General features: G+C 53.0%; 9 protein-coding genes, 2 pseudogenes and 1 riboswitch. Of the genes and pseudogenes, 3 read left to right on the top strand and 8 right to left on the bottom strand.

Features of this window, described 5'->3' with window-relative positions; genetic code table 11:
* Nucleotides 1-24: 24 nt before the first annotated feature.
* Nucleotides 25-609: pseudogene (locus tag BN3795_RS21220) on the bottom strand (dehypoxanthine futalosine cyclase); the annotation flags it as partial.
* An 8-nt stretch (nucleotides 610-617) separates the two neighbouring features.
* A pseudogene (locus tag BN3795_RS21225) lies at nucleotides 618-1,451 on the bottom strand (radical SAM protein); the annotation flags it as partial.
* Nucleotides 1,452-1,688: 237 nt separating this feature from the next.
* On the opposite strand from BN3795_RS21225, the gene BN3795_RS21230 reads away from it, so the two are divergent.
* Both BN3795_RS21230 and BN3795_RS21235 read left to right on the top strand, forming a co-directional pair.
* Nucleotides 1,689-2,258, top strand: coding sequence for a TetR/AcrR family transcriptional regulator (locus tag BN3795_RS21230; protein ID WP_068786697.1), 570 nt, complete (start codon nucleotides 1,689-1,691; stop codon nucleotides 2,256-2,258).
* A complete protein-coding gene (locus BN3795_RS21235; RefSeq protein ID WP_068786698.1) occupies nucleotides 2,248-2,628 on the top strand; it encodes a hypothetical protein in 381 nt (126 codons plus the stop codon). Before BN3795_RS21230 ends, BN3795_RS21235 begins: the two co-directional genes overlap by 11 nt.
* Nucleotides 2,629-3,040: 412 nt before the next feature.
* Here the strand turns inward: BN3795_RS21235 and BN3795_RS21240 are convergent, their stop codons facing one another.
* The 5 genes from BN3795_RS21240 to metA all read right to left on the bottom strand — a co-directional run bounded on the left by BN3795_RS21240 (nucleotide 3,041) and on the right by metA (nucleotide 9,245).
* Nucleotides 3,041-4,993, bottom strand: coding sequence for a PTS fructose transporter subunit IIABC (locus BN3795_RS21240; RefSeq protein WP_068786699.1), 1,953 nt, complete (start codon nucleotides 4,991-4,993; stop codon nucleotides 3,041-3,043).
* A 27-nt stretch (nucleotides 4,994-5,020) separates the two neighbouring features.
* The gene (locus tag BN3795_RS21245) at nucleotides 5,021-5,767 is read right to left on the bottom strand and encodes a DeoR/GlpR family DNA-binding transcription regulator (protein WP_068786700.1); all 747 of its coding nucleotides are present in this window, start codon (nucleotides 5,765-5,767) and stop codon (nucleotides 5,021-5,023) included.
* A 174-nt stretch (nucleotides 5,768-5,941) separates the two neighbouring features.
* Nucleotides 5,942-7,105 (bottom strand): trans-sulfuration enzyme family protein, encoded by a 1,164-nt coding sequence (locus BN3795_RS21250; protein ID WP_068786701.1) that lies wholly within the window; start codon nucleotides 7,103-7,105, stop codon nucleotides 5,942-5,944.
* Nucleotides 7,102-8,292 carry an aminotransferase class I/II-fold pyridoxal phosphate-dependent enzyme gene (locus tag BN3795_RS21255; protein ID WP_068786702.1) on the bottom strand — a complete coding sequence of 397 codons (1,191 nt, stop codon included), beginning with the start codon at nucleotides 8,290-8,292 and terminating at the stop codon, nucleotides 7,102-7,104. Before BN3795_RS21255 ends, BN3795_RS21250 begins: the two co-directional genes overlap by 4 nt.
* A 17-nt stretch (nucleotides 8,293-8,309) precedes the next feature.
* Entirely contained in the window at nucleotides 8,310-9,245 is a 936-nt protein-coding gene (gene metA / locus BN3795_RS21260) for a homoserine O-acetyltransferase MetA (RefSeq protein WP_068786703.1), read from the bottom strand.
* 117 nt (nucleotides 9,246-9,362) lie between these two features.
* Nucleotides 9,363-9,494, bottom strand: a riboswitch (SAM riboswitch).
* Nucleotides 9,495-9,985: 491 nt separating this feature from the next.
* On the opposite strand from metA, the gene corA reads away from it, so the two are divergent.
* Nucleotides 9,986-10,921 carry a magnesium/cobalt transporter CorA gene (corA, locus tag BN3795_RS21265; RefSeq protein ID WP_068786704.1) on the top strand — a complete coding sequence of 312 codons (936 nt, stop codon included), beginning with the start codon at nucleotides 9,986-9,988 and terminating at the stop codon, nucleotides 10,919-10,921.
* A 577-nt stretch (nucleotides 10,922-11,498) separates the two neighbouring features.
* Here corA and BN3795_RS26000 read toward each other — a convergent pair.
* On the bottom strand, nucleotides 11,499-11,769 hold a 271-nt coding region (locus BN3795_RS26000; RefSeq protein ID WP_232729999.1), incomplete at its 5' end, for a hypothetical protein.

Here is an 11,769-nt window from a genome sequence, read left to right on the forward strand (position 1 = left end):
AAGTAAATTTCCAGCAGGAAAGCGTTAGTTCTGCATAACAAAATCGCGTTCGACCGTAGTTTCTTCGTCGAAGACACGCAAAATTTCGTATTTCGTATTGCGCTGGGCCGGGATTTTCCCTGCCGAACGGATGATCGACAGAATCGACTCGATATTGACTTTATGCGTCGCGCCGGCGGACGATACAACGTTCTCCTCGATCATCGTGCTGCCGAAGTCGTTGCAGCCATATTGGAGCGAAAGCCTGCCGACCTCCGGTCCCATCGTCACCCACGAGGATTGCAGGTTCTTGATATTGTCCAGGACGATTCGGCTGATCGCCACCGTTTTCAAATAGGACTCCGGCGTTTGGCGTTCCGCCTTCAGATTGGTGTTATCCGGCTGGAATGTCCATGGGATAAAGGCCAGGAACCCTTCCGACGGATAGCCGTTTTGAAGGCATTCATCCTGGGCTTCACGGACGCGAAGCAGGTGCAGCGCCCGCTCTTCCATCGATTCGCCGAACCCGATCACCATCGTGGCCGTTGTGTTCATGCCGATTTTATGCGCCGTTTGCATCACGTCCATCCAATCTCTCCAGGAGCCCTTCAGCCGGCTGATTTTCCGGCTGAAGGNGTTTTCAAATAGGACTCCGGCGTTTGGCGTTCCGCCTTCAGATTGGTGTTATCCGGCTGGAATGTCCATGGGATAAAGGCCAGGAACCCTTCCGACGGATAGCCGTTTTGAAGGCATTCATCCTGGGCTTCACGGACGCGAAGCAGGTGCAGCGCCCGCTCTTCCATCGATTCGCCGAACCCGATCACCATCGTGGCCGTTGTGTTCATGCCGATTTTATGCGCCGTTTGCATCACGTCCATCCAATCTCTCCAGGAGCCCTTCAGCCGGCTGATTTTCCGGCGTGTCCGATCATCCAGGATTTCGGCCCCGCCGCCAGGCAGTGAATCAAGGCCCGCCGCGTGGATCGCGCGCACGACCTCCTCCAGCGAAAGGCCGTCCGACACTTCTTTCATTTTCATAATTTCCGCTGGGGAGAAGGAATGCATCGTGATGTCCGGGAACCGCTGCTTGATCGCTTTCAGCAAGTCCGTATAATAGCTGAATGGCAAATTGGGGTTGGTGCCGCCTTGCATCAGAATCTCCGTGCCGCCCACATCAATCGTTTCCTGGATTTTTTGAAAAATCAGTTCGTCCGGAAGCACGTATCCTTCTTCGGAACCCGGCCGGCGATAGAACGCACAAAACCGGCAGTACACATCACAAACATTCGTGTAGTTAATATTTCGTCCGATGACAAATGTCGTGATCGGTTCGGGATGCTTGCGCTCCATCAGGATATTGGCGGTATGCCCCATCTTCTCGACCTCGTCGGACTCGAACAGCCGAACCGTGTCTTCCAGATCCAGGCGTTCGCCTTGCAGCGCTTTGTTTAATATATCGTCGATTGCAGTCATGATCACTGCCTCCTTAGAACAATAAATGAATACCCAAGAATACTTGAAAATTGAAATGATAATTTAATCGTAACACAATACGGGCAGAAATACAGCACCCTGTTCGGAGCTTGTTCGGGTTGCGATTGCCTCTTCAGCCATTTGCGGATTGACAAAGTCGCGGGTAACGCCTACAATTTCCTTAAACACGTATTAAACATGTTTAAATTTTAATAGACGAGGAAGGAACGCCCGATTATGAGAAACGACGATACCAAAGAACGGTTGATCCTTGCAACGATCAAGCTGCTGGAAACGAGTGCGGATCCCGCACAAATTACGGCCCGTCAAATCTGCGCAGCCGCCCAAACCAACCTCGCGATGATCAACTACTGCTTTAAATCCAAAGAAGAATTGATGAACATTGCGGTACAGAGAATGATCTCCGAACAAGCGAAGAGCTTTGCCGTATCGGATGAAGGTTCGCCTAAAGAACAATTAAGAAGCATGTTGTATCACCTATGCGATACCACCGTGCAATATGATCGATTTTCCAGAGTTTCGGTTCCCTTCATTTTGCTGCAGGAAGAGATCTCCCACCCTTTGGAAATTTTGCCTTACCTCAAAAAATACTTTGCCGGTCAAAAAAACGAGACGGAGTGCAGGGTTATTGCGTATCAGATCGTCGCTTTTATGCAGTTGGTATTTTTAAGGGCTGACGAATTCTTCAAGTACAGCGGCATCAACATTCGGGACACCGCTGAGCGTCATGCGTTTATCGATATGCAACTCAACCTGTTTCTAGGAGATGAGAATGATGAAAGATGACAAACCGTTAAGAAGAGGGGCGCTTTATTCCTTCGTTGCGGCGATTCCTGCGCTGATTATCGTCGATTGGTACGCCCCGGGTTACGGATTGTTGGTCATGTTCTGCTTCATCAGCCTCGGACTGATCTTTGACCAGCTGGCCAGAATCTATTTCCCGGCAGTTTCGGTCAATCGTTATCAAGCCTACAAGAAGAACAGGCTGCTCAAAATGGGCGCGCTTCTCCTGTTCGTCATGTCTCCCATGGCTTTGATCTACGTTGGCAATGTCGCTTCCTTCTCGGGCGTCGCCGTCTGCTTGCTTATGATCGCCGTCGGCATCTGTCTGGACCAGATTGCGCGGAGTCGTGATCCGCGAGTCAAATTTTGGTGACACTGACGAATGAAAAGAAGGGCATCCCTGCGTCATCTAGAATTAGGGCACCTTCTCGCTTCCGCTCTTTCGCTCTTCCTCTCTTTCGCTCTTCCTCTCCTCCGCTCTCGGAGAAGTTACTGAAATAGTTGTGTCTGTGCAGTTAATTCTCACCTTTTCGGCAAATTAAGCTCAATAGTTGCCCACATGCAGTTAAATTTGCTCAAAAAGCCGCATTCCCCGATTATCGACGAAAATAACTGCATACAGACAACTAATCCCTGAAAAATGGCGGATTTCGCTAATTTAACTGCACCTCCGCACTTATTGCCAACACGAAAGAGCACTACCGGATCATCGGCAGTGCTCTTTCCCTTGGCTGGCCTCGCTCTTCTTATTGGTTATTGCCTATTTCATATTTCGCTGCCTTCACTTACAAAGCCCCGTTCCGCTTGGGTTCAAGGTTCTTCTTCCAGAGTCCCAGAATAAGACCCGAGAATACCGCCCCTATCACTACCGCGAGGAGGAACAGCAAAGCGTGGTTCGCCAATGCCGCTACAAATATACCGCCGTGCGGAGCCGGGATGTTGATATGCCAGAGTTGGGTCAAACCGCCAGCTACCGCCGAACCCAAGATACAAGAGGTAAGCACGCGCAGCGGGTCTGCGGCCGCAAACGGAATCGCCCCCTCCGTAATAAAGGATAACCCCAGCACATAGTTCGTAATGCCGGATTTCCGTTCATCTTCGGTAAATTTCCGTTTGAACAGCGTTGTGGCAAGAGCAATCGCAAGCGGAGGAACCATCCCGCCGGCCATAACGGCGGCCATCATGGTACCGTTCGTGTTGCCGCTTGAAGTAAACACGCCGATGGCAAATGTATAAGCTGCTTTGTTGAAAGGACCTCCCATGTCGATGGACATCATGCCCCCAAGGACCAGACCCAGCAGCACCGCATTGCCTGTGCCCAGATTGTTTAGTCCCGAAACGACCCAGTCATTGATCGTACTGAAGACAGGGTCAAAGAGGTAATACATGATAACGCCGGTAATCAGAAGCCCTGCGACCGGATACAGCAGAATCGGCTTCAAGCCGTCAAACGTTTTGGGCAGACCGGCAAAGCATTTTCGCAGGCCAATAACGATATAACCGGCCAGGAAACCGGCTGCCAAACCGCCGAGAAAACCGGAATTGGAATTTACGGCCATCAGACCGCCGACCATCCCGGGCATTAATGCCGGACGGTCGCCGATGCTCATCGCGATGAAACCCGCCAAAATCGGAATCAGGAAATGGAACGCCCCGTCGCCGCCAATCGTCATCAGCAGCTTGTAAATCGGATCATCTGCTCCGCCCACCTGTTCAAATAGGAAGGAGATCGCGATCAGGATGCCGCCTCCCACAACAAACGGAAGCATATGCGAAATACCGTTCATCAAATCCTTGTAGATTTTGCTGCCGATTTTGGTCTTTCCTTCATCTGAAAAGCCGCCGGCCTCCGCTTTGACCCCCGACGCTCGATACACCGGAGCGTCTCCCCGGACTGCTTTCTCAATCAGCTCCTGAGGTTTGCGGATACCGTCGCTGACGGGTCTCTGCAGCAGCGGCTTACCGTCGAAGCGGTTCATCTCCACCTGCTTGTCGGCGGCAATAATGACGCCTTTGGCGCGGCGGATTTCATCCGCGGTAAGCACATTTTTCGCGCCTTCTGAACCATTGGTTTCGACGCGTATTTCGACGCCCAGCTCGGCTGCTTTTTTCTTCAGCGCGTCTTCGGCCATATAGGTATGGGCGATGCCTGTCGGGCAGGCTGTAACCGCGACTACAAAGTTCCCGGATTGGGCAGCGGTCTGCTCTGCTCCGAGTTGTTGGTCTGGCCCTTCATTTGCCTTCGAATCCGGCTGCTGCTGCGCTTCCTTGGGTTGGTTCTCCTTCTGCTGCTTCTCATCAAATAGAGCAACTACCTCTTCCGGTGTTGAAGCCGCATGCAACTGTTCCATGAAACCTTCGTCAAGGAGCAGCTTGGACAGCGAAGCCAACGTTTGCAGATGAACATTGCCGGTTCCCTCGGGAACCGCAATCATGAAGAAAAGGGTGGCCGGTTCTCCGTCCAGCGTATCGTAATCGACACCTTTGGCACTTTTGGCAAAAACAATCGTCGCCTCGTTAACCGCCTTCGTTTTGGCGTGAGGCATCGCAATGCCTCCGCCGATGCCGGTGCTTGCTTCCGCTTCCCGTTTCAGAATCATTTCTTTGAACAAGACCTGATCGTTAATCCGTCCGTTGGCGACCAGACTGGCGATCAGTTCGTCGATCGCCGCTTCTTTAGTAACTGCCTTCAAATCCATAATCATCGTTTCTTTGATCATCAGGTCCGTAATTTTCATAACTTATCCCCCAGCTTTACATCATAGTTATTCCGCAATTACTTTCGTTTTCTGCGTGATGGAGGTACGCCAGCGTTCCGGCATTCTGTCGGTAATCAACACGGCTTGTTCCAGATCAAAAAGCTTGGCAAAGGTCACTTCCCCAAGCTTGCTGGTATCGGCAAGCACGAAAGATTGACCGGACAATTCGTGGGCTCTCCGTTTAATCAGGGCCTCTTCAGGATCCGGCGTCGTGTAACCCATATCCGGGTCCACTCCATTGGCTCCCAGAAAACATTTGTCAAACCGGAAGTTGTCCAGGTTCTGGAGCGCAATGCTGCCGATAACGGCTTTCGTATGCGTTTTCATCATCCCGCCGATTAAATAACTGCGAATCTGTTTGCTTACCAGCGCTTCTACGTGCGACAAACCGTTCGTCACAACGGTGATGTCTTTGGCCTCTATATAGAAGATCATTCCCAAAGTGGTCGTCCCCGCATCCAGGTAAATACATTCCCCGTCCCGCAGTTGCGCCGCAGCCAAACGGGCAATAACCTCCTTTTCCTGAACGTTTTTGAACGTTTTCTCTTCCATGCCTAGTTCTTTGCTTCTTTCCCCGGGCAAGCTGGCTCCGCCGTGAATCCGTTTAAGCAAATGCCTGCTTTCCAAATCCACCAGGTCCCGGCGAATCGTGGATTCAGAAGCTCCTATGAGATCTACAAGTTCCTGCAGCTTCACGATTCCTCGCTCATGTAAGCGCTGTAATATCAAATTGTAACGTTCTTCTGTCAGCATATAATACCTCCAACCGTTTTTATCATAACACATATTTCACTAAAATCAATCAATTTCATTCAAAAATGTTCAGAAATCTTCATTCTCAAAAGGGAATAAATATAGTTAAGGGTGTCCCCTACGTCATCTAGCTTGACGTAGGGGACACCCTCCCATTTATCCCGATTCCGATGATTAACTGTTCCGTAAGGCCTCGTCCAAATCGGCGAGCAGATCGTCGATGTCCTCAAGCCCAACGGAGAAACGCAGCAGTCCGTCGGTAATGCCTCGCTCGGCCCGAACCTCGGGCGGCATCGAGGCGTGCGACATCATCGCCGGATATGAGAGAATGCTCTCAACCGCACCCAAGCTGACCGCCACCAGCGGCAGCTTCACGAGGTTCAGCAGCCGCTTGGCCCGTTCGCCCGAACCGACGTCGAAGGAAACGACCGCGCCGTAGCCGGTCGATTGCTTCTCCTGCACCTCGCGGCCGGGGTGATCCGGCAGGCCGGGATAGTAGACGGCGTCGATATCGCCGCGGCGGCTCAGCCAATCGGCCAGCTTGCGGGCGCTGATCTCGCTGTGCGCCATTCGGGCCCCCAGCGTTTTCATGCCGCGCATCAGCAGCCAGGAGTCTTGCGCGCCGAGGACGGTGCCCAGCCCGTTCTGCACGTATTTCAACTGACGGGCCACCTCCTCGGTCCGCGCTACTGCCAGGCCGGCGAGTACGTCGCTATGCCCGCCGAGAAATTTGGTCGCGCTATGCAGGACGATATCCGTTCCAAGCTCGATCGGGCGCTGATAATACGGCGTCATGAACGTGTTGTCCACGATGCTGAGCAGCCCCTTCTCCCGCGCCCAGGCGGAAATGTCCGCGATGTCGGTAATTTTAAGCGTAGGATTGGACGGCGTCTCCATATATACCGCTTTGGTGTTGGCTTTAAGAGCCGCCTTCACCTGCTCCGGCTGCGTCATGTCCACGAACGTCGTCTCGATGTTCATCCGGCTCAAAATCGTCGACAGCAGCCGGTATGTACCTCCGTACACATCTTCGGTCACGATGAGGTGGTCGCCGGCCGAGAGCAGCATCAAAGTGCTCGAGATCGCCGCCATCCCGCTGGCGTACGCAAATCCTTGCACCCCGCCTTCCAGCACGGCAATGTAATCCTCAAGCGCCTGCCGCGTCGGGTTCCCGGAACGGCTGTAATCATGCTGCGGCGGGTTGTAAATATCGTGATGATGGAACGTCGACGCCTGATAGATCGGTACGCTGGATGCGCCTGTCGCCTCGTCCACTTCGCTGCCGAAATGGATCAGTTTCGTTTCGAACTTGTTCTCCCGTTTCTCCTGCCCGCTCATGCGCCTTGTCCCCCTTCGACTTCTTGCCTTGCCGCTTCCAGCGCTCCGCCCAAGTCGGCAATCAAATCATCGACGTGCTCGATGCCGACCGAGAATCGCAGCAAGCGATCATCCACCCCCACCGCATTGCGAATCTCCTCTGGGATGTCCGCATGCGTCTGAACTGCCGGATACGTCATCAGCGACTCTACGCCGCCGAGGCTTTCGGCGAACGCGATCAGCTTCAACGAGCGCAGCACCGGCTCCACGTAACGGGCATCCGTCACTTTAAAAGAGAAGATCCCCGTGTTGCCGCTCGACTGCTTGCGCTGGATGGCGTACCCCGGGTGATCCTCCAGTCCCGGGTGAAACACTTCCGCTACCTGCGGATGCGACTGCAGGAATTTGGCGATGGCCAGCGCATTGCTCTCGTGCCGCTCCATCCGCAGCGCCAACGTCTTCATCCCCCGCATCAGCTGGTAGGAATCGGACGGGCTGAGCACCGCGCCAATCGAGTTGTGCAGGATGGCCATCTCTTGCGACAGCTCCTCGCCTTTGGTGACGATCAGTCCGGCCAGAACATCGTTATGGCCGCCTAAGTATTTCGTCGCGCTGTGCACGACGATATCCGCACCCAGCTCGATCGGCCGCTGGAAATACGGCGTCATCAGCGTATTGTCGACGATCGTCAACAGCCCATGGGTCCGCGCCCATTTCGATACCGCTTCAAGATCCGTGATCATCATCAGCGGATTGGTTGGCGTTTCGATAATGACGGCTTTCGTGTTGGGCCGGCGCGTTTGCTCCAGCGCATCCAGGTCGTTGGTATCCACATAAGAAGCGGTTACGCCATACTTGGACATGATCCGCTCCAGCAAACGGTACGTCCCCCCGTACAGATCAAGCGATACGATAAGGTGATCTCCTTGCGAAAATAACGTAAACACCGTCTGCAGCGCAGCCATTCCGGAGCTGCAGGCAAACCCGGCATCCCCGGACTCCAGGGCGGCCGCCGCGTCTTCCAGCACTTTGCGGGTCGGGCTCTTCGTTCGGGCATAATCAAACCCTGTGCTTTGTCCCAGGCGCGGGTGACGAAACGCCGTGGCTTGATAGATCGGGTAATTCACCGCCCCTGTAACCGGCTCCTCTATGGATCCAATTTGCACCAGTCTGCTCTCAATGCGCCATTCCTTGTTCTGCTCCCCCACCTGCGATCCCTCCACTTTTAGATCTCATATACAAAATCGGCCGTTTGATCGATGTCGTACGGCGTTTCTTGGTACACATAGTAGTTTAGCCAATTGGAAAATAATAAGTTAGCATGGGCCCGCCAGGAAGAGCGCGGGGTTTGGGTCGGATCGTCATTCGGATAATAGTTCACCGGCAGTTCGATCTCCATGCCTTTGGCGACGTCGCGGTCATATTCCCATTTGAGCGATTCCGGATCGTATTCCGAATGCCCGCTCACGAAAATCTGTTTGCCGTCGCGGGTGGCGACCAGATAGATTCCGGCTTCGTTCGATTCCGCCAGGATTTGCAGCTCCGGCACCCGCTCGATGTCCGACCGCTCCACGTCGGTATGGCGGGAATGCGGCACCTGGAACACTTCGTCGAACCCCCGCAGCAGCTTCACCTTCGGATCGTTTACCGTATGGGAGAATACGCCAAAGCATTTTTTTGCGAGCGGAATTTTGCGAACGCCGTAGTGGTAATACAAGCCGGCCTGCGAGGCCCAGCAGATATGCATGGTCGAAGTGACATGGGTTTTGGACCACTCGAAAATTTCCTGCAGTTCCTCCCAATAATTCACTTCTTCGAATTCCAGCTGTTCCACCGGCGCTCCGGTGACGATCATGCCGTCAAAGCGGCGATTACGGATCTCGTCGAACGTTTTGTAGAACATCTCCAGATGCTCTGCGGACGTATTTTTCGAGGTGTGGGTGCTGGGATGAAGCAGGACGATCTCCACCTGGAGCGGCGTATTCCCAAGCAATCGCAAAATTTGCGATTCCGTGGTTTCCTTCGTGGGCATCAGGTTGAGAATTGCGATCCGCAGCGGGCGGATGTCCTGGTGGTACGCCCGGCTTTCGTCCATGACAAAGATATTCTCGCTAGTCAGGACATCCTTGGCTGGCAAATGATCCGGTACTTTAATCGGCATGGGGTTTCACTCCTTTTATCCTGGTTTCTAACATTAAATCATCCGTTTCGAGGGGCCATATATGCAGAATGACCTCTCTCGCGGGGAGAAAGGTCATTACGTATCCGGTATGCGCCTCTCTCATCTCTCAGAAGCCGTTCAGCGTTTTGAAGCTGACGGTTCTGCAAGAATTAGCACCGCTGCGATTACGAAGAATCGCCGGTTGCCGGGTATCATCGGGCTAGTCCCTCCACCTGCTCTTGATAAGATTTCGCTATATTTAGTTCACTTGCAGGGCATGGGCATCGCGCCTGTTCCCTGACATTCACTTTAAAGTATCCGACGGCATTCCGTCAAGAACCTGCGAGAAAAATCACACAGAGCTTCATGGAGCGCTTTTGATCCGGCTCACATAGTATACTTTTGGGTTGAAACATTTCATTCGCTGGCGTTATACTAGACAAGTGCCTTTGGGCCCCGCCGGGCCTAGGGGAGAACGAATGTGAAGGCAACCTAAAAATAGCGAGGTGAAACCGAGAATGGAAGGCGACCCGAGTCCGCAGAGGACCACCCAGGAAAACCAATCGCATAGGAAACCGACCCGCTGGGTGCCTGTGGAACGATTTGGGCACTTTCGTTTCCCGGTGTTTGCATAAACGCCTATTTGATCGTTCCGGGCGAAACCACGGCAGGTCCCTTTCCTATGCTTCAACCAAGAGCATCCCAGGCCCGTCAGGCTTGGGGAAAGGGAGTGAAAGCTTATGAAAATCCGTCATGTCCAAGCCGGCGTATTTACCCCCGTCGAGGACGTAGAACTGACGACCACCGCTCCGGAAGATGGCTTCTATTGGATCGATGCGGACGTAGACGACCTTGCCTTGCTGCAGCCTTTATTTTCGCTGCATGACCTGGCTGTGGAGGACTGCTTAAGCGAAGAGGAGCAGCGTCCGAAGATCGAAACCTACGATAATCATTATTTTATCGTTGTGAACAGCATTCGGTATGATGATGAGGAAATTTTTCTGCGCGCTTTGAATATTTTTTTGGGACGGCATTATATCATCACCGTTACTAAACAGAAAATCAATGAGCTCCGCGCCGTGAAGCCGATCCTGTGGGAGCAGGAGGTCAGCGAACCCGACCGGTTCCTGTACCTGCTGGTCGACCTGGTGGTCGATAATTATTTCACCGTCGGCGACCGGATCGAAGTGAAGATCGAGAAGCTGGAAGAAGATATCCTGATGCATACGAAACGTTCGCACCTGAACGAAATCATTGGGTTGCGAAGCGAAATTCTGTGGCTAAAGAAGGTGCTCGGGCCGCAGAAGGAAGTTATCAACATCCTGAACAAGAAGGACCTCCGGTTGATCGACGACCAATTGCAAAAATACTTCAGCGATATCTACGAAAACGCCGTGAAGATCTCCGAGAACTTCGATACGTTCCGCGAGCTCGTCGGCAACTTGCGCGAGGCCTACCAGGCCGCCATCGCCAACCGCGCCAACGAAATCATGCGCGTGTTCACCGCGATTACGACGATCTTCATCCCGCTGACGCTGATTACCGGCATCTACGGCATGAACTTTGACAATATGCCGGAGCTGCACTCGCGGTACGGTTACTTTATCGTGCTGGGGATTATGGGCGTGCTGGGTCTCGGCATGTATTTCATCTTCCGGAAGAGAGATTGGATATAAGAACGCGGCGTGTGGCGGATGAGGTGGATGCTGTGGATGACGGGATGCCACGGAGATGCTGCAGAGATGCTGCAGAGATACCACGGAGATGCTACGGAGATCTGCGGATTCTGCGGGTGACGTGACGTCCCGGAGGTTGCAGATGTTCCCCTCACCGCCCCCTAAAATTTGAGGCCAGCGCGGGCGGTTAAGCATCCGCGTTGGCCTTTTGGGATAGATAAGAGTGTGTGAACTGCAAAAGTGCAGTTATTTTGCCGTAAAATCCTCATATCGTGGCCATCAGCTGCAAAAATGCAGTTCATTTCGGCCAAATTTCGAAATTCTCCTAAAATACCCCCAAATGAACTGCACTTTTGCAGTTCATTTGCATTTTGGCGGCCCTATCGGCCGAATGAACTGCATTTTTGCAGTTCATTCGACCTTTAGAGGATGCCCCCCTTAGAGCCTCACTAAGTTGTTGGCGTTGCATTCACACTCATCATTCACACTCACCTACGTTACTGCAATTGCGGCCATCGCTGCTGTTGTGGAAGTTGCTAGCTGTTGCTGATAGTTGCTACTCCAGTTCCTGCTACCGCTACTCCAGCTTCTGATAGCCGCTACTACAGTTCCTGATACCGTTACTCCAGTTCTTGATACCGCTACTCCAGTTCCTGCTACCGCTACTCCAGTTCCTGCTACCGCTACTCCAGTTCTTGCTACCGCTACTCCAGTTCTTGATACCGCTACTCCAGTTCCTGCTACCGCTACTCCAGTTCCTGATACCGCTACTCCAGATTCTGATAGCCGCTACTACAGTTCCTGATACAGATACTCCAGTTCTAGACACCGCTACTCCAGTTCCTGAT

Source organism: Paenibacillus phocaeensis, from assembly GCF_900021165.1.
Taxonomy (GTDB): Bacteria; Bacillota; Bacilli; order Paenibacillales; family Paenibacillaceae; genus Fontibacillus; species Fontibacillus phocaensis.

Bases quoted from the DNA above. Each gene is read 5' to 3' on its own strand.
- BN3795_RS21230 (WP_068786697.1), top strand. From the start codon at position 1,689: ATGAGAAACGACGATACCAAAGAACGGTTGATCCTTGCAACGATCAAG.
- BN3795_RS21235 (WP_068786698.1), top strand. From the start codon at position 2,248: ATGAAAGATGACAAACCGTTAAGAAGAGGGGCGCTTTATTCCTTCGTT.
- BN3795_RS21240 (WP_068786699.1), bottom strand. From the start codon at position 4,993: ATGAAAATTACGGACCTGATGATCAAAGAAACGATGATTATGGATTTG.
- BN3795_RS21245 (WP_068786700.1), bottom strand. From the start codon at position 5,767: ATGCTGACAGAAGAACGTTACAATTTGATATTACAGCGCTTACATGAG.
- BN3795_RS21250 (WP_068786701.1), bottom strand. From the start codon at position 7,105: ATGAGCGGGCAGGAGAAACGGGAGAACAAGTTCGAAACGAAACTGATC.
- metA (WP_068786703.1), bottom strand. From the start codon at position 9,245: ATGCCGATTAAAGTACCGGATCATTTGCCAGCCAAGGATGTCCTGACT.
- corA (WP_068786704.1), top strand. From the start codon at position 9,986: ATGAAAATCCGTCATGTCCAAGCCGGCGTATTTACCCCCGTCGAGGAC.